The sequence below is a fragment of the Ktedonobacter sp. SOSP1-52 genome, assembly GCF_016587395.1.
This window is the reverse complement of the sequence record NZ_BNJH01000005.1, coordinates 666,516-687,322: the sequence shown is the minus strand read 5'-3', so window position 1 is coordinate 687,322 and position 20,807 is coordinate 666,516. Positions and strand designations below refer to the sequence as shown.

2 protein-coding genes are annotated in these 20,807 nt (G+C 54.6%); both read right to left on the bottom strand.

From position 1 onward, the window contains the following. Positions 1-54: 54 nt before the first annotated feature. Entirely contained in the window at positions 55-13,965 is a 13,911-nt protein-coding gene (locus tag JMJ16_RS43645) for a non-ribosomal peptide synthetase/type I polyketide synthase (RefSeq protein WP_201391829.1), read from the bottom strand. Beyond that, positions 13,962-20,627: a non-ribosomal peptide synthetase gene (locus JMJ16_RS43640; protein ID WP_201391827.1), complete on the bottom strand. Its 6,666-nt coding sequence runs from the start codon at positions 20,625-20,627 to the stop codon at positions 13,962-13,964. The genes JMJ16_RS43645 and JMJ16_RS43640 overlap by 4 nt, the downstream gene beginning before the upstream one ends. Between the last annotated feature and the right edge of the window lie 180 nt (positions 20,628-20,807).

Sequence of the window (20,807 nt, the reverse complement as noted above, 5' to 3'; positions counted from 1 at the left end):
CCGCAGGCGCGTCAGGAGCCGCCGGTGTTAAGCACATGGCTTTCAGCCATGTGCTTAAAAAATCTCTTCGCGCTTTGCTTTTTTCAGACGGCTGAGCTGTGAAGCGCGCTTTTTGGTCTCGGCTTCGGCGCTATACATTTTCAAGGCGTCCAGTTGAGTATCAGGCTGGGTACAGATGCTCTGCAAAAGCATCTGGAAATGGCTGATCATGGTCGCGATTGTCTTCTCCTCAAACAGTTCTGTGCTATAATTGACGGTACCCATAAAACCTTCTGGCGTCTCCCACATAAAGAAGGCCAGGTCGAATCTGGTGATATCTTGTTCCACTGGGACAGGGGTCAAAGTGATATCATCCAGATCGGGAGCCACCCAGGGAATATTCTGCATCACAAACAGGGTGCGCACCAATGGGGTCTGACCTCCCTCACGCTCCAGGTGAAGGACATCGATGAGTTTCTCAAAAGGAAGGTCTTGATGCGCATAGGCGTCCAGTACCATCTGGCGTATCTGCTGTAATACATCAACAAAACGTGGATTCCTGCTGAGATCGCCGCGCAGCACCAGCAGATTGACAAAGAAGCCGATCAGTTGTTCGGTCTCGGTCCGTGTGCGATTGGCGATGTCGGTCCCCACGACGATATCAGTCTGGCCGGTGTAGCGCAAAAGCAGGGTCATATAACTGGTCAGCAGGGTCATGAAGACCGTTACACCCTCCTGGCGGCTCAGGCCTATCAGCGCGGCTGATAGCTCCTTGTCTAGCGCGAACTCTTTCATCGCCCCTTTGTGACCCTGTCTCGCCTGCCGTGGATGATCGGTAGGGATTTCGAGCTCACGGACATTCTGCAGCTGCTTTTGCCAGTAACCGATCTGGTCGTTAAGGACGGTACCCTGCAACCATTGCCGTTGCCAGACAGCAAAATCAGCATACTGAATGGGGAGTGCTGGCAGCGGTGAGGGTTGCCCGGCCGCGAAAGCTTGATAAAGGGTCATCAATTCCCGTATGAAGATCCCTTCAGACCAGACATCAAAGACGATATGATGGATGGACACCACCAGGATAGCATCTTCAGCACTGAGCTCCAGAAGCATCGCACGTATGAGTGGCCCATGCGCTAAATTCATTGGCTGGTGGGCCTCCTCATGCATCAGGGCAATTGCCTGCGCTTCTCGTAGCGCTTCCTGGTCATGCTTGAGGTCTATCACAGTCCAGTTCAAGTTGACATGGGGGTCGATGACCTGAATAGGCTGTCCGCCTTTGCTGTGAAAGGTTGTGCGCAAGATCGCGTGACGCCTCATGATCTCTTCAAGGCTACGCCGCAAACAGACAGCCTGAAGGGGTCCATGAATACGCAGCGATCTCGTGATATTGTACAAACTGGTATCGGGCAGCAATTGATCAAGGAACCAGAGCCGCTGCTGCGCCAGTGAAAGCGGCACCTGATCACTCGCCACAGGCACAATGGCGGCGACCTCGTGCGATCCTGGCGTCTCCGTGTGTCGCGTGAGCTGTTCTGCCAGCATGGCGATGGTAGGATATTCGAAGAGGTTGCGCAGCGGCAGATCGATTTGTAACTTTGTGCGTATGCGAGAAATCAGTTGTGTGGCCAGCAAGGAATGGCCGCCGAGTTCAAAGAAATTGACATGAATGCCAATCTGTTGCACACCTAAGACCTCCTGCCAGATACTCGCCAGAGCATGCTCCATAGAAGTACGTGGCGGATCCAGCGCCCACTCTGGTGCCCTGGCTGCGGGATAGATGACAGGGATTTGCTCATCAGTGATCAACTGCCGCAGGGCGGTCAGGGATTTGTCTGACCCGCTTACCAACTGCTCCAGCAGCAGGCGGAAATGCTCCAGTATCCGCTGCGCCATGGGCTGACTGATACGCTGCCGATCATAGATACACCCAATACCAAGCTCTGCTTCAACGGTGACCAGCATTGTCAGTGCATGCTGCGTCTGCGCCCCTTTCAGCTCTGGTCTCGCTAACGTTACATTTCCAATGGTCGTATTGAAGTCAAAGAAGCTCTCCGGGAAATTCTCGACCACAAGCAAGCTCTCATATAATGGTTGCCCACCAGGGACATCGCTCCATGTATGAATGGAGCCCGCAGGCGTATATTCATATTGACGCAAGTCCAGATTATAGTCCTGAATAGCAGGCAGCCAATCCCAGAGAGGGGTATCAGGGCGCACGTGAATCCGCAACGGTAACGTGTTGATACATAGCCCGATCATATTTTCAATGCCGGCAAGCTCAGGAGGACGGCCCGCAACGGTGACGCCAAACAGCACATCCTCTGTATCGGCATAGCGACTCAATAGCAGGGCCCATATGCCCTGGAACAGGGTATTCAGCGTGACATAATGCTGCCGAGCCACGCGCTGCACCGCCGCCGTGGTCGAGGCCGGCAGCGTGAGCAGTTCGGATGCATGGGTAGCTTCCTGCCCGGAGAGGCTATGCGGTTCGCCTGTACGCCCCAGCGGCGTCGGAGTACTAAAACCTTCCAGGCTGCGGCGCCAGAAACGTTCCGCCTCTGCGATATTCTGCTTTTTCAACCAGGCGATATATTCGCTATAGGGAAGGCTCGGTTCCAGATGCAGGCTTTGCTGGTTACAATAGGCCTGATAGTGAGAAAACACTTCTTGTATCACGAGATGATGGCACCAGAGATCCATCAGCATATGGTGATAGGTCAGCACAAAACGGTAGTGGTCAGCGGCGAGGCGGAAAAGGGTGAGGCGCATCAGCGGTGCGTGCGCAAGTTCAAAACCTTGCAGGCGATCTGCGCTGGCATAGTTTTCAATGTATACCGCCTGCTCCTCAACAGATAGCTCACTGAGATCATAATGCTGTATCGGCAGCGTTGCGTTGCGCAGTGTTACCTGTACCGGCTCGGCCAGTGTATCCCAGGCAAAGGCGGTGCGGAAGATGGTATGCCGATCGATCACCCGCTGCCAGGCCTGTTGAAATGCCTCTAGCTGCAGGTTCCCGGTGACCGTCGACAGCCACTGCTCGACGTGAATGCCAGTCCCCGGGCCACTCAGCGTTTCATAGAGCATTCCCTGCTGAGCCGGAGACAGTGTGTCAATCGTCTCGATATCAGTTGCCCTGACAGCCAGTCCGGTCAGCAGCTGCTCACACTGCTCCAGAGTGAGGGGCACCCGCGCGACGCCAGGGCCAATGAGCAGATCTTCTCTCAGACGATGCTGCTGCATCAATGTACGCACGGCCTGCATAAAATCGCTGGCGAGACGCTCGATCGTTGACGGCGAATGAGCCTGAGAGCTATATTTCCAATCGATGTAGAACTTCCCATCGCGAATGCCAGAGATAATCTCAAAGAGATAGGGCCGCCTATCCATTGGGCTGCGATCAAATTCACTTGATGGATAGATAGCGGTAAATAGATTGGCAGAAGCAATCATCTGGTCAATCTGCCCGACATAGTTCAATAGGATATCGGCCCGAGGGAGCGCGCTAAAACGTCGCTTCAAAGAGGGGTCTGCACTCAGGTAGCGTAGGGCCCCATAGTTGAAGCCTTTCTGGGGAAGTCGGCGCAACTTCTCCTGCAGTCTCAGCAGGGCATCTCTCTCGCTACTTGATCGTGACAGTTGTAAGTAGATGGGATAGATCGAGGTAAACCAGCCAACTGTCCGCGAGACATCGATGGTTTCCGATATCTCTTCGCGCCCGTGCCCTTCAGTGTCGATCTGGATCGCATCGCTCTCCATCCAGCGCATGCAGGTGAGCGCGAGCATAGCCAGTACAATGTCGTTCATCGGAAAATGGTAGGCCCGTGAAACGTTCTCTTGAAGCTCCCTGGTCTCTTCCTGGCTCAAACTAAGCGAATACGTTCGAACAGAGTCCATGGTATTGCTGACAGCATCAGCTGGAAAATCCAGTGGGAGCGCCGGGACCTCTCCATAATTCTCTTCCAGCCAGAACGCTTGCTCCTGCATCACTTCTTCAGATTGCGCATACTGCTCAAGCTGCTCGGCCCAGCGCTGATAGGAAGTTGTTTTGGGCGGAAGCTGAGGCTGCTCATTGCGCACGAACGCCTCATAGGCTGCCTGCAGGTCGGTCAAAAGGATCTGCCAGGACACATTATCAACCACGAGGTGATGAATGCAGATCAATAGTAGCGCGGGCTGCTCCGTACCTCGATCGAAGTACACCGCCTGCAACAAGGGGCCCTGATCAAGTTCAAAACCCATCTGGATGAGCGCTTGAGTGGCGGTAATCATACGCTCCTGATCTACACGTGGTTGTCCAGCTAGATCGCTATAAGAGAAAAAGTCCGCCACGTTCTTCTGGTCCGCATTGCGCTGTTGCCATGCGCCATTACGCTGTGTAAAACGCATGCGCAAGGCGTCATGATGCGTAAACAATATCTCAAAGGCTTTTTCCAGCGCTCCACCATTCATCGGCCCGGCCAATTGGAGCAGTGCCGATTGATTCCAGTGGTACGGCTGCCTGAGCTGCTGTGCAAAGAACCAGTGCTGAATAGGAGTCAGTGCGACAGGCCCTTCTACAATCCCCTGTTCGGCCTGGAAGGGTGAATAGGTATTGACGACCGAGGCAAGGGACTCCACGGTCTGCTGCTGGAAAATCTGCCTGGGGGTCAGTCGTAAGTGTGCCTGAGCGGCGCGCACAATGATCTGCATGCTCAGGAGCGAATCGCCTCCAAGCGTGAAAAAATTGTCCGTGACACTGACGCGGTCCATGCCGAGCACTTCCGCCCAGATGCGCGCCAGCGTCTGCTCGGTCGGTGTGCGTGGAGCGACGAACGTCTTTCCTGCTTCGTGCTCGATGGTGCCAGGAGCTGGCAATGCCTCACGATCCAGCTTGCCATTCACCGTAAGCGGCAGTCGTGCTAGCTGCACAAAAACGGCGGGCGTCATATATTCTGGCAAGTGCTGCTGGACATAATCCCGCAATTGCGTTTGAGAAAGCGTCGCGTCCGCCTGCCTGGATACGACATAGGCTACAAGGCGCTGAACATCAGGCCGGTCTACCTGTACGACAACAGCGCATTCACGAATCTCTGGATGCTGAGACAAAACCGCCTCAATCTCGCCCAGCTCGATGCGGAATCCCCGCACCTTGACCTGGTGATCGTTCCGACCCAGGAACTCAAGAATGCCATCAGCACGATAGCGGGCCAGATCACCCGTTTTATACAGGCGCGTCCCTCCTTGTGGGCTAAAAGGATTGGGAATGAAACGCTCCGCTGTGAGAGCTGGCTGATTGAGGTAGCCGCGTGCCAGGCCATCTCCTCCAATATAGAGCTCTCCCGGTATCCCGATGGGGACTGGTTGTAAAGATTGGTTCAAGAGATAGAGCTGTGTATTCGCAATCGGGCGACCAATCGGAACCGGTCCCGCGATACGTTGGCCAGTGGGAACTTGATAGATACAACAGCCAACCACGGTCTCGGTTGGCCCGTATTCGTTGATAAATTGCATCTCGGGCGCAAGATCCTGCCAGAAGGCCAGCTTCTCGCCGAGGAGCTGCTCGCCTCCAATCACAAAGAGCCGGGTACTGGCCGCATACTGGCCCAGATCGGGTTGCAGGCCCAGCAAGGCCAGGTGGGCAGGAGTGATCTTAACCAGGCTAAAGTTTTGATATGTCTGAAACGCGGCGTTGAGCGACTCCACGCCATGCTCAAAGGGGAGCAGTACCGCCGTTTGGCCGGAAAGCAGCGGCGAGAAGAGGCTGGTCACAGTGAGATCAAAACTCAGCGATGAATGCACCGGAGCCCCTGACCCCTCGGCAACCGCATAGCGCTGGCGACACCACTGCAGATAATTAGCCAGGCCCCGATGCGGAATCATAACACCTTTAGGAACGCCCGTTGAACCTGATGTATACAGGATATAGGCAAGGTTGTCGGGGCAAACAGTACTCTCGGGATTATCCACAGATTGCAGGCCGAGTTCAGGGTGGATGGTATCAAATGCGATTACTTGCGCGCCCTGGTCAGTAACAGGTATCCTGTCGCGATGGCGCTCCTGAGTCAATAAGGCCGCGACGCTTGCATCGCGCAGCAGGAACTCGACGCGCTCACGCGGATAGGCCAGATCAATCGAAACATATCCTCCGCCCGCTTTGAGGATAGCCAGGATGGCGATCAATAACTCCAATGAGGGTTCCAGGTAGAGGCCAACCCTTACATCGGGTCCCACGCCCAATTTTTGCAGGTAGTGGGCCAGTTGATTCGCACGTCGATTCAGTTCGCGATAGCTAAGCTGCTCATCTCCAAAAATGGCCGCTGGATGATCTGGAGTGCTCTCAACTTGCGCCTCGAACAGTTGAGGCAGGCATAGCTCCTCTGGATAGGAGCTCCGGGTCTTATTCCAATCATTGATGCACAGCTGATATTCCTCGGCCGTCAGCAGGGGTAGTGAGGCGATACGCGTGGTGGGATCAGCAACGATCCCTTCAAGCAGCGTTTGCCAGTGTCCGATCATGCGCTCTATCGTCTGCGCCTCAAAGAGGTCGGTGGCATATTCCAGACGAGCCTGTATATGCTGCTCCGTGACCGTAAGGTCAAGGGTCAGGTCAAACTTGGCCGCCTGGCTGCCAATTGGAAACGGGCTCAGCTGCAGGCCGGGAAGCTGGAAGGATGAGACGACATCAGGCAGGTATTGTAGCATAAACATTACCTGGAAAAGCGGCGAACGACTCAGGTCCCGTTGCGGCTGAACAGCATCCACAATCTGTTCAAAGGGAAGATCCTGGTGTGTGTAGGACTCCAGGCACACCTCACGTACGCGGGCCAGCAATTCGGTAAAGCTGGGATTATTGGACAGGCTGGTTCTGAGGACCAGTGTATTCACAAAGAAGCCAATCAATCCTTCTAATTCTGCGTGGCTCCGATTGGTCACAGGCGTTCCTACTGTGATGTCGTCCTGACCGGTGTATGCATACAACAGAACCTGGAAGCTGGCAAGCATGGTCATAAAGAGGGTAACACCTTCCCGCTGGCTGATGTCTTGTAAAGCTGTGGTCAGCGACTGGGGAAGCGTAAAGACTCTATCTGCCCCTCTAAACGTTTGCGCTTCCGGACGCGGATGATCCGTTGGCAGTTCTAGCAACACGAGGTTCGCCAGTTGTTGTTTCCAGTACTGCAATTGCACATCACGTCTTTCTCCACTCAACCATTGACGCTGCCAGGAGGCGAAATCAGCGTATTGGATCGAGAGCGGCGCCAGGGCAGGTAAGTCTCCTTGCGCGAAAGCCGTATAGTAATGAATAAGCTCGTCGATAAGTACCCGGCATGAGGGGCCGTCGGAAACGATATGGTGCATCGTCACCAGCAGAACATACTCTTCCTCCTGTTTCTGAAAGAGGGTGGCCCTCACCAGAGGAAGCTGGCCAACATCAAATGGCTTCATAATCTCCGCCCGGACCAGCGCCTGAAGCTCTTGCTCGCCAGTGGCGGCATCCCAGGCAGATAGATGGATAGAGGAAAGGGTGAAGCCGCTAAATGGAAGGATGGTTTGTTTGACCTGACCATCTTGCATACTAAAGACGGTACGCAGGCTTTCGTGACGCTGTATGATCTCCCCAAGGCCTTGTTCCAGGGCTGCGACATCTAATGGCCCGCGCAGCCGTACCGCGAGCGGGATATGGTAAGCAGCCGTGTCGGGTGACAATTGTTCAAGCAGCCAGAGCCGCTGCTGAGCAAAAGAGGCGGGCAGATAGCGCTCGCGCTGCACAGGCACGATTGGAGCGACCTGGTGGTCCTGGTCCTGGCGCAGTACGCGCTCAAGCAAGGCTGCAAATTCTTTCACGGTAGGAGCTTCAAACACACTGCGCAGTGGTATCTCGATCGAGAACAGCTCGCGAATCTGCGCCAGCAACTGCGTTGCCAGGAGAGAGTGACCACCCAGGTCAAAGAAATTCTCGCGCGTCCCTGGAACCTTTCGCTGCAAGATCCTGTTCCAGACATCTACCACTATCTCTTCAATGGGGCTGGTCGGAGCCGCGATGAGATGGGTCTGCGATCCGGAAAACTCAGGTATGGGCAGCGCTCTGCGATCAATTTTTCCGTTAGGGGTTAAGGGCCAACGCTCCAACTGCACAAAGTGAGAGGGCACCATGTACTCTGGCAGATGCTGCTGCATAAAAGTGCGTAGCTCAGGCTGGCTGATAACAGCTCCGGGCTGCGGGACCATATATGCTACCAGGCGGGCATCACCCTCTCTCTCCTCACGGACTACCGCGACGCATTCACGAACTGCGGGATGCTGCGCTAACCGTGTTTCAATTTCGCCAAGTTCGATACGATGCCCACGTACCTTAACCTGAAAATCGGAGCGGTTCAAGTAGATTAAGGCGCCATCAGCCGTCCGGCGCACCAGATCACCTGTCCGATACAGGCGCGCGCCAGGCTGGTTGTTGAAAGGATCTGGCACAAAGCGCTCTGCGGTTAAGGCTGGCAGTTGCCAGTAGCCATGCGCCATCCCTTCACCTCCGATGAATAGCTCGCCCGCAACGCCAACAGGCAGTTCCCGCCCCTGACGATCCAGCACATAGACCTGTGTATTAGCGATTGGCCACCCGATGCTGATCTGCGCCTCGTTCGTGTGCAGCGGGCGTAGGGTAGACCAGATAGTGGTCTCGGTCGGACCATACATGTTCCATACACTATCGCTACGCTGGCAGAGTTGCTGCGCCAGCTCCCAGGGAAGAGCTTCACCACCACATAGTATTTTGAGGGCGGAACTCCCCTGCCAACCCGCGTTTAGCAGCAGCCGCCAGGTGGCCGGAGTGGCCTGCATAAAGCTTGCGCCTGTCATTTCAAGGAGATGGTGGAGCGCAAACGCATCCATAGCGTCCGGCTGACTCACGATGGTGATCGCTGCCCCAACCACCAGAGGCAGCAAGAGCTCCAGACCAGCGATATCAAAAGAAAATGAGGTTACCGCCAGCACGTTATCCGCGCCAGTCAATCCCGGCTGCCGGGCCATACTGAGGAAACAATTGCGCAGTGCGCGATGGGAAATCATGACTCCCTTGGGCTTGCCTGTAGAGCCAGAGGTATAAATGACATAGGCCAAATCTTCAGCGCTCAGTTCCACGTCTGGATCGTCTATGTCCTCTCCATCATTGGCAGCAAGGGGCAAAGTCACCAGGGCACAGGTAGCGTCGAGGGGGAAACACTCGACAAATGCTTCCTCGATCAACAGGGCGACCGCCTGGCTGTTCGTAAGCATATAGTTTAAGCGTTCCTGCGGATACGCTGGATCGAGTGGAACATAGGCGCCCCCAGCCTTGAGCACGCCCAGCATGGCCACAACCAGTTCCGCCGAACGCTCCAGGCAGATACCAACCAGTTTACCGGGGCCAACCCCCGCTGCGCGCAGCCTGTGGGCTACCTGATTGGCGGCCTTGTTGAGTCCAGCATAGGTCCAGAAGGTCTGTCCCCAGACAAGGGCGACGGCATCAGGGGTGCGCGCAACCTGTGCGGCAAAGAGTTGCGGCAGCGAGTCCGGCTCCTGCCAGGCCATCTGTGTATCGTTCCATGCGCTAAGCTGCTCTCGCTCGGCAGTGGTGAAGAGCGGCACGTCGGCGATCCGCCGGGTACAGTCGGCGGTCACACCCATCAAAACGCCCTGCCAGTGATCAACCATGCGCCTGATCGTTTCCTCCTCGAACAGATCGACATTGTACTCGACCAGGCCGGCCACGCACTCTTCTGTCTCGTTAACGATAAACGTCAGATCAAACTGTGTGGCACCGTTATCAATGTCCAGCAGATCCAGGTGCAGGCCAGCGAACTCAGAGGTTGGGATCGGCACATTTTGCAGCATAAACATGACCTGAAAAATGGGAGACCGGCTCAGGTCTCGTTCAGGCTGCAGGGCCTCCACCACCTGCTCAAAAGGAAGATCCTGGTTGGCATACGCTTCCAGCACTTTTTCGCGTATAGAGCGCAAGAGTTCCTGGAAGGTCTCGCTGCCTGAGAGCTGCGTGCGGATAACCAGGGTATTGATAAAACAACCAATCAGTTTCTCTATCTCGCTTCGCCTGCGATTCGCGATCGGCGTTCCGATGAGGATATCTTCTTGCCCGCTGTAGCGAGAACAGACGATCTGCAGGGCCGCCAGTAAGAGCATAAACAGGGTCGCCCCCTCTTGCTGGCTCAGTGCCTTGATGCTCTCAGTGAGCGCGCCAGGCAAGCGAAAAGGAAAATGCGCACCACGATAGGTTTGGATGGCCGGCCGTGGATGATCGGTGGGAAGCTCTAATACCGGCAGCGGACCCGCCAGTTGCTTGCGCCAGTATCCCAGTTGCCGCTCGATCTCATTGCCTTGTAACCATTGTTGTTGCCAGGCCGCAAAATCAACGTATTGCACGGCCAGCGGCGGCAGAGAGGATGGCTGACTGTTATGGGAGGCTGTATAAAGCTCGATCAGCTCGCGCACCAGAATGCTAAACGACCAGCCATCAGAGATACTATGATGCATCGCAACAAGTAGCACATGTTCCTGCGGGGCCAGCTTAAACACGGTTACGCGAAACAAGGGACCATGCTCCAGGTCGAAGGCTCTACGCACCTTTTGTGTCGACAGCTGTTGGACAGCCAGCTGTTGCTCACTGCCTGCCAATCCCTGGACGTCCTCAATCTCTAGCATCACAGGCAGGGTCGATGCGATCAATGGCTCAGGCTCACCAGCATGCACAACAAAGGTGGTGCGCAACGTCTCATGGCGGTTGACTATCTCCTGCAGACAGTGACGCAGGCGCTCAAGATCGAGCGGGCCCCGCAGACGTAAGCCCAGCGGTATATTCAGGAAGCCGGCATCTTGCTCCATCTGCTGCATAAACCAGAGACGCTTCTGTGCATAGGACAGTGGGAGCCTATCTTCTCGTGTCAGAACGGGTATCGGCTGAACCAGGGCCTCGTCATCTACGCTGGCTGATGAACTTTCCTCGATGCGTTGGGACAGCTCGGCCACAGTCGTAGCCTCAAAAATAGCCCGTAAAGGCAGACTGACCTGCAGGTCGGAGCGCAGTCGCGACACCAGCTGGGTCGCCAGCAGCGAATGACCACCTAATTCAAAGAAAGAATCGTACACACCAATCTGTGCAACCCCTAAAAGCTGTTGCCATAACGTCGCCAGGGTCTGTTCCAATTGAGTGCGCGGCGCAATATAGCGGGTTGGTAGCACCGGGCGAGGATACAGGGTTGTGTCAGCATCAGCCACGGTGCTCGGCTGTTGCGCCTCGCTCTCTGAAGGGATCACTTGAGTTTGCGCCCCCCTGGCAAGCTGGACAGAATCAATCCAGTAGCGATGGCGCTCAAATGGATAGGTGGGCAAAGGGACGCGGCGACACAGTTCGCCAGCATGAAATTCGTCCCAGGCAATAGACACGCCTGCTAACCATAAACGGCCCAGGCCCGTCAGCATAAATTCATCATCACTGGTAGTCTCGCTGGGCCGGCGTAGGGATGGAATAATGGTATGGCTTATCTGCTGTGGCAGGGCCTGGCTCTGTTGACGAGCAAAGGTGCTTAGCGTCCTTCCGGGGCCAACCTCAAGTAAAATTGGGCTGCCTTCGTGCAGGATTTCCGCAATGCCCGTGGCAAAATGAACCGGCTGCCGCATGTGATGTCCCCAGTAGAGAGGATCGCAAGCCTGTACATTGCTAATCCAGGTTCCGGTCACATTAGAGATATAGGGAAGTCGCGGGGGATGGAGGGGTATGGATCTCACCAGCTCAACAAACTCATCAATAATAGGATCAACCATCAGCGAATGGAAGGCATGTGAGGTATGAAGACGCCGACAATCGATACCACGGATTTGCAAGCGCCGGGCCAACGACTCAACAGCGTCTGTTGGCCCGGACACCACACATTGTGTCTGCGTATTGATAGCCGCAATGCTGAGACGGTCATCCAAAAATGCCTGAACTTCCTGCGCAGGCAGTGAGACCGTAAGCATCGCGCCTGCCGGCAATTGCTGCATCAAACGTCCTCGTGCCGCCACCAGCTGCAGGGCATCCTCCAGAGAAAAGACCCCCGCCAGACATGCGGCGACATACTCGCCAATACTGTGTCCAATCATGGCTGAGGGATGGACCCCCCAGGCTTCCCACTGCTTTGCCAGCGCGTATTCCACGGCAAAGAGAGCGGGCTGGGTTAACCAGGTCTGCGTCAAACGCCAGGAATCCTGCTCCCGATCACCTTCAGGCGCAGGATAAAGGACTTGCAGCAGATCTATCCCCAGGTGGGGCCGTAATAACTCCGCGCAACGCTCTATGGCGTTGCGAAAGACGGCTTCTGTCTGGTAAAGATCGCGGCCCATCTCGATATATTGCGCGCCCTGACCGGGAAACATAAATACAACGGCATTCTCTGCGCCTTCTACCACTCCTCTCATCAGCTGGACCGCATCCTCCGCTTCCAGCTTCCGGGCCAGATCATCGGCATCACGGCACACCAGAGCCTGTCGATACTGAAAAAGCGGTCGTCCGACCTGCAAGGTATAGGCAATATCAGCAAGCTCAAATTCTGGATGCTGACGAACATAGGCGGCCAGTTGTACGCTGGCCTGCTGCAGAGCAGTTTCTGTTCTGGCCGATAGCATCACCACCTTCCGCGGCCTGAACGTGCGCATAGAGCTAGCCGGCTCGGGGGCTTCCTCCAGCAGGACATGCGCATTCGTCCCCCCAATTCCAAAGGAACTGATGCCCGCTCGCCTGGGTAGATCATTCTCTGTCTGCCACTCGCGCAGCTCGGTATTGACATAGAAAGGGCTATTTTCTAGCTGCAGAGCTGCGTTGGGGCTTTTGAAATGTACCGATGGTACCAGAACGCGATGCTTCAGAGAGTACGCCGCTTTGATCAAGCCAGCCACCCCGGATGCCGTATCAAGGTGTCCAATATTCTCTTTAACCGAGCCAATCGCGCAAAAATTCTTCTTATCGGTGCTGGCACGGAAGGCCTCAGTCAGAGCTGCGATCTCAATCGGGTCGCCATTGATGGTGCCGGTACCATGGGTCTCGATGTAGCCAATGCTTTCCACGTCCATTTCAGAGACGAGCTGTGCGTCCTGAATGACACGTGCTTGCCCCTGAATGCCCGGGGCCGTATACCCTACCTTTGTCGAGCCATCATTATTGATCGCCGACCCTTTAATCACCGCGTAGATATGGTCACGATCGGCCAGAGCATCCTCTAGTCGCTTTAAGACCACAATGCCGACGCCATTACTGGCAACGGTCCCTTGCGCATCGGCATCAAAGGCCCGACAATGACCATCTGGCGACAAGATGCCGCCTTCCTGGTATTGATAGCCCACCTTCTGGGGAACGCGCAGCGTGACGCCGCCAGCCAGGGCCATGCTACACTCGCCTCCAACCAGAGCCCGTACCGCCAGATGTACAGCAACCAGAGAGGTAGAGCAGGCGGTCTGCACGGCCAGGGCAGGCCCGCGCAGATTCAATTTATACGCGACCCGGCTGGCCAGAAAATCCTTATCGTTGGCGGTGATCAATTGAAAAATGCCGCCACTATCAGACCAGTTTTGCAGATGTGCCAGATTGCGTAGCAGGTAGGTATTCAATCCGGCACCAGCGTAGACACCGATCGCCTCACCATAGCTGCGGGCATCATAGCCGGCATTTTCCAGCGCCTCTTCAGCGCATTCTAAAAAGAGGCGCTGCTGCGGATCGAGAAACGCGGCTTCTCTTGGACTGTAGCCAAAGAAGGCGGCATCAAACAGATCGATATCCTCGACCACCCCTCCTCTTCTGACGTAAGCAGGATCTTGTAGCTCGTGCGCGTCCACGCCTTCAGCCGCAAGCTCATCCTCCGAGAAAGAAGAGATGGTCTCGGTACCTTCACACAAATGTTGCCAGTATTCCTCGACATTTTTTGCTCCAGGGAAACGTCCCGCCAGCCCAACAATAGCCACCTCCAGCCCGTTCAGCTCTCCATTTGTCATTTTCTTACTCTTTCGCTTGTCGACAGCCTGATCCTCTTCAGGCGGTCCTTGCCAGCCTGTAATGCTTCTTCTTGCCGCTCTTGTAGAGTGCTTGTCTGCTCATGCGCAAGCTGGGCTTGCTGCTCGGTCTGATCCAGATATCTGGCCAGAGAGCTTACCGTAGGGTACTTGAATATATCGGTCAGGGCGATAGTGCGCTGAAAATGTTCCTGTAGCTTTTGCAGCACCTGCACAACGAGCAGGGAATGGCCGCCCAGATCAAAGAAGTTTTCATGGCGGCCAATCTTTTCAAGCTGCAGATAGTGCTGCCATATATCCGCGATATATTGTTCCGACGCATTAGATGGCAATAGACGCGTTGCTTCTTGCTCACGGGCGATCACCGCCTCTGGCAACCGCTTGCGATCAACCTTGCCATTGGGGGTCAGTGGCAGAGATGCCAGGGGCATCACAATCTCCGGTACCATATACTCGGGCAGGTGTTGCCTGACATAGCCACGTAGATCATCGCTGGAAAACTGGCTCCCTTTCTGCAGAACCACATAGGCGACCAAGCGCTGATCCTCTGATTGGCGCTCCTGCACCACCACCACGCACTCCCGTACTAGAGAATGTCGTAAGAGCACCGCTTCGATCTCACCCGGTTCGATACGATGCCCGCGTATCTTCACCTGATTATCCACCCGCCCCAGAAACTCAATCGTTCCATCAACGCAATAGCGGCCACGATCGCCTGTTTTGTAGAGGCGCGCTCCCCGACCGCCATGAAATGGGTGTGGTATAAAACGCTCGGCCGTCAATGCCGGGCGATTAACATAGCCATACGCGAGACCGACACCTCCGATATAAAGCTCACCGGGCACACCAATGGGCACAGGCTGCAGGGCTGAATCCAAAAGGTAGAGCTGCATATTCGCGATGGGACGACCAATCGAAGGCTTGTGTGCTCCATCGGTACACAGCTCCATCGAAGCGCACACCGTCGCTTCAGTCGGACCATAGGCATTGAAAAAACGACGGCCCCCGGACCACTGCGCGACCAGTTCTGCCGGACAATCCTCGCCAGCGACAATAATGCTCCGCAATTGAGAGAGCCCTCCGGCTTCCTGAGGCATGGATGCCAGAATAGAGGGGGGTAGCGTCGCAACAGTGATGGCGAGCCGCTCTAAAGCATCTCTCAGCGTTGCCCCTGCTAATACACGCTGTTCATCCTCCAGGCACAACGTCGCGCCAGTACCCAGTGACATACACATCTCCCAGATCGATGCGTCAAAGCTCAGAGATGAGAATTGCAGAATATGATCTTCTGGCCGCAAATCAAAGTTCTGCCGCTGGACTTCTACCAGATTCTGCAACCCCTGATGCGAGACAGCAACCCCTTTTGGCAAGCCGGTCGAGCCGGATGTATAGATGATATATGCCAGTTGCTCAGGGGTCAGATCCATTGACAACGGAGTTGACGACTCGTTGCAATCCTGGAACCAGCGTGGCTCCAAATACAGCGTTGGCAACAACTGTTGGGGTAAGTACTCCTGCACACTTTTCTGGGTTAATAGGAGAGAGATCTGAGCATCTTCGAACATAAATGCCAGTCGCTCCCGGGGATATTGGGGGTCCAGGGGGACATAGACACCACCGGCTTTAAGAATACCAAGTAAACCAATAATAGCTTCTGGCACCCGGCCCATGCACAATCCAACACGCGCACCAACGCCTATTCCCAGGCGCACGAGCGCACGGGCCAGCTGATTTGAGCGATCATCCACTTGCTGATAGGTCAAGCTGGTCGTCGGAGTCTTGATCGCTATGGCCGTGGGAGTCCGCCTAGCATGCTCTTCAAAGATCTGATGCAGGCAGCGATTGTCATCATATGACGTATCTGTCATATTCCAGTCCACCAGCATCTGCTGCCGTTCCGCGGCTGTCAGTAGCGAGATATCTGTCAGGCGTTGTGAAGGATCGGCAACAATGGTCTGCAAAAGCTCATACCAGTGCGTCAGCATCCTGGCAATGGTTCCCCCCTCGAACAGGTCAGTATTGTACTCGACGATGCCTGACCCTTTATTTGTTACCGACCAGGTCAGGTCAAAAGCGGCGATGCCACTTTCCATCTCCACCTGGCGGAACTGTAATCCAGCTGCATTCGCTTCAAGCCTCCAGGAATCTTCATTCAACACAAAGACCACCTGAAAAATAGGCGAACGACTCAGATCGCGTGATGGATAGACAGCCTCTACCACCTGCTCAAAGGGGACTTCCTGGTGGGCGTATGCCTCCAGGCAACCAGTGCGTACCCTTTGCAGCAGATCATGGAACGAGGGGTTGCCCGAGAGATCTATCCGCAGGGCAAGCATGTTGACAAAGAAGCCGATCAATGCTTCGGTCTCGGTTCGTGTACGTCCCGCGATCGGGCTGCCAACCAGGATATCTTCCTGCCCGCTATAGCGGGCCAGCAGGAGCTGGAAGGAGGCCAGCAGGGTCATAAAGAGACTCGTCCCCTCGTGCTCGCTTAACGCTTTGAGCTTTCGCATCAATGGCTCAGGTATAGAGATAGCCTGATGTGCTCCATGGAATGTTTGCAAAGGAGGTCTGGGATGATCTAATGGAAGTTCAAGTAGAGGAAGCGGACCGGAAAGCTGCTGCTTCCAGTAGGCCAGTTGGTCGGACAGCAGCGTTTGCGCCTCTTCAGCATGCGCCGACTGCGCATCGTGCCTCTGTTGTCCTCTGTTGGCGACCGGCCGCTGCAACCATTCTTGCTGCCACATCGTAAAGTCTGCATACTGAATGGACAGTTCTTCTAATGGTGAAGGCTGCCCGCCAACAAAGGCGGTATATAGCGTTTGCAGTTCATGCATGAGGATGCCTCGAGACCAGCCATCAGCGACAATGTGATGGTAGGTGAGCAGGAGCATCGCTTCATTTGCATCTAACAGGATCAACGTGCCGCGTAACAACGGACCCTGGATCAAGTCAAAGGGGAGTTGCGCTTCTTGCAGTGCCCGCCTTTGGAGCTCTTCCTGGCGCGCCTGTGGGTCATCTATGTTCAACCTGACCACGGGCAAAGAGAACGTAGCCGTGGCACTAATTATTTGAGACGGCTGCCCCTGGCGCATGTCAAACGTCGTGCGCAGAATCTCGTGACGGCGCACGATCTCTTCCAGGCTCCAACGTAGGCCCTCGACATGTATATTCCCATAGATACTGATCGCGGTTGGCACATTGTAGGCTACGTTGTCTGGTCGCAATTGGCTGAGGAACCACAGGCGTTGCTGGGCAAAGGACTGAGGAAAGTACATCTGCCGCTCCTGCCTCTGCACGGCAAGTGGCGGAGCACTGTCCAGCGTGGCGCGGTTGTCTCGGGCATGGGCACGCGCATATTCGTCGGCCACATATTGTAGCAAGCTATCAAAGGATGTCAATTCGTAAAATTGCCCGGCATCCAACATAACCTGCAGGTCACGCTGGCAATTGTTGACAATACTCATCACTTTGAGCGAATCCAGGCCCAGACTGCGAATGTTCGTAATATCGGCCAGTTCCTCAGGGCTACGTTCCACTGCCTGGGCAAGTTGCTGGCGCAGATAGGCATGCAGGTGATGCTGGCTCTGGTCCTGCTGTTTCTTTAGAGCAGGTGGCTCAGGCATCATCTGTACGCTGTTCGTCACGCCCCTGCCTTCGCTGCGTTGCGCTCTACGTCTCTTCTGCACACGCTTGCGCAACACATTGAGCCAGTGAAGGCCATCCATGACGGTATCTACATCCAGGCCAAAATCGAGCAGAGAAGCAATCTCATCGACGCCGGCCTCCTCCAGGCGCGCAACCATTTTTTCACAGCTCTGAGGAGTCCCAAACAAAGCGTGCGTATGAAAATACCGTTCAAAAGCATATGAGAGAACCTGCTCACGCTCCTGGGGTGTCAATCCATCAAGATTCTCTCGTCCATGTCGCCATAGATCGACCGAGGATTCCAAATACGCAGTAAAAGGCGCGCGCACCTTGCGACGTACCTCATCCATATCCTCATCGACAAATGTATGGAGCATGAGTGTAACGTGCCCGCTATCGGGATCGTATCCATGGCTCGCCCGCGCGTTGCGGTACAGAGTAATCTTCTCAGCCAGTTCTTCAACGTTCTGGAATAAGAGACCAGTCAGCACATTTGCGCCCATCGCGCCAGCTTCGGCAAAGCGTTCGGGATTGCCGGTGCAGGTAATCCAGGGAGTAAGTGCACGCTGCCTGGGTTGCGGATAGATCTTAACGGCTGTTTGCTGTCCAATTCCATTAGACCAGCTTATAGCGTCACCAGACCAGAGCTTTTGAAAGGTTTCTATACCTGAGAACAGAAGCTCTTTGCGATTGGCAAAGTTTTCTGGTGCCAGCACAAAATCATTCGGATTCCAACCGGTGGCGAAAGCGATATCTACTCTGCCAGAGGAAAGATTATCGATAACCGACCATTCTTCGGCTACTCGTGCGGGATGATGCATAGGTAAAACGACGCTACCTGCACGCAAACGGAGCTTCTCGGTGGTCACAGCTAAGGCGGCAGCGAGGACAGAAGGATTTGGATATAGACCACCAAAGGGATGAAAATGCCGCTCAGGTATCCAGACAGCAGTGAAATCGTGTTGATCTGCAAACCTGGCCCCTTCCAGGAGGAGTTCATATTTTTGTTCAGCTAATGCTGTCTCGTCGCTGGCGAAATAAAGCAAGCTAAATTGCATCGTTTTGTGGCTCCGAGATTCAGTGGTAGGGTCGTTCGCGGTCGATTTCTGCTCATATTCAGCATGTTTGTGCAGGTGAGGATGCGAATCCGCAAACCGATGTGCAGCGTCAGTTGCTTGACCTGCAGACGCTACCGAGGGCTGTTCAGGCGGCACTGGCTCTAACAGAACGGCGATCGATGGTGGCAAGTCCGCGGATAACACAGGCAATTGCCGTTTCACCAACGCTTCTCGGCACGCCTGGCGCTGGATCTTACCACTACTCGTCTTAGGAATAGCTCCCGGTTTGATGAGCACAATACCATAAATATGTAATTCATGGTGGTCAAACACCGCCTGGCGAATAGCGGAAAAGATACCTTTCGGATCTTGATGCCGATGCTGACGCTCAACTTCCAGGACGAGGATCACGCGCTCATCGCCATCAACCGTCAGTGAAAAGGCGGCGCTGCAATTTGGTCGCAACGCCGGATGGCACTGCTCTGCAACCTTCTCAATATCCTGGGGATAATAATTCTGACCACGGACAATAATCATATCCTTTAAGCGACCGGTAACAAACACCTCCCCGCGTTCTAAAAATCCCATATCCCCGGTACGCATAAATGGCCCTTCTCCTGTATCCGCCAGGTACGCGTGAAACGTCTCCCTGGTCGCCTCTGCACGATTCCAGTACCCCTGAGCAACACTCAAACCAGAGACCCAGATTTCCCCAATCCGATCGGAAGAGCATGGCAGGTGTGTATCGGGGTCGACAACGACTATTTTCTGCTCCAAAAGGGTATGACCACAGCTCACAATATTCGTGGAGCGTTTGTCTGCTTCGGTAGCACGAACCACGTGATGCCGTTCAAGTTCATCGGCGTTCACTGTCCGCACCAGGCTCTGCTCTCCCTGCCTGGCGGATGAAACAAATAAGGTCGCTTCGGCCAGTCCGTATCCCATTATAAAAGCCTCGCGCCGGAAGCCATGAGGCGCAAAGGCCTGCTCAAAGCGCTCTAATGTCTCACCGCGAATGGGTTCCGCGCCATTGAGAGCATTGTGCCACGAACTGAGATCCAGGGTAGCTCGCTGTTCGGGGGCGATCTTCTGGACACACAGATCGTATGCGAAGTTAGGGGCAAAAGAAGTGTACGCTTTATAGTGTGAAATGGCCTGGAGCCAGCGCAGTGGCTTCTGCAGAAAGGCAAAAGGTGACATAAAAATGCAAGAAGTACCGAGATAGGCGGATTGGAGAGCGTGACCGATAAGCCCCATGTCGTGAAAGAGTGGCAACCAACTAACAAAGGGGGCGTCTACAGGATGCTGCAGAGATTCCTGCAGCATCCTATGGTTATAGAGAAGATTCTGATGGCTCACCATGACCCCTTTTGGCTTGCCAGTTGAGCCGGAAGTATATTGTAAAAAGGCCAGCGTATCTCCATTTACATCTGGTTCGCGCCACTGATCGGCCATGTTTTCTGGTAGGGTATCAGTGACCTCAATATGAAGATTACCTAGATGAGAGAACGCTGTAAACTGCTGGCGCATGGCTGCCGTGGCCACCGTTTTTGACGAAAGGGCCAGCACGGGTTGCGCATCTGAAACAATCGCTTCAAGGCGCTCTAAATTGTGATTCAACCTGGGCGGGTATGCTGGAACGGCGATCGCGCCGGCATATAAACAGCCAAAGAAGGCTGCAAGGTACGCCAGACCAGGTTGATACAGCAAAAGCACGGGTTGTCCACTGGCCCGACTGGCCTGTAGCAGGGATGCGATCGCTCGCGCCTGGTAATCTAGTTCAGCATAGGTCAGATGAGCTTCTTCTTTCTCTCCATCTGCCAAAAAGGTATACACCCGTCTTTCGGGATGAGAAAACGCTCTCTCTCGCAACAGCTCAACCCATGTTGAGCTGTTGCGAGAGAGATCCCAATAACCACCATATATCTTTCTATCCATTTTTTACATTCTCTCTAGCTGATGCTCCTATCACATTAAAAAGGCTTCTCTGCTATAACAGTAAGCATAAGTTCTACTGCATGGACGAACAATCCCCCTCGAAGAGGATTTTTCTAGCCGATAATCAGGGAAATGAAGGGTGCGAGAATACCCTTCACGCTGAAAAGTTCTAATCCGATG

Coding starts and splice junctions, on each gene's coding strand:
- JMJ16_RS43645 (WP_201391829.1), bottom strand. CDS start 13,965: ATGACAAATGGAGAGCTGAACGGGCTGGAGGTGGCTATTGTTGGGCTG.
- JMJ16_RS43640 (WP_201391827.1), bottom strand. CDS start 20,627: ATGGATAGAAAGATATATGGTGGTTATTGGGATCTCTCTCGCAACAGC.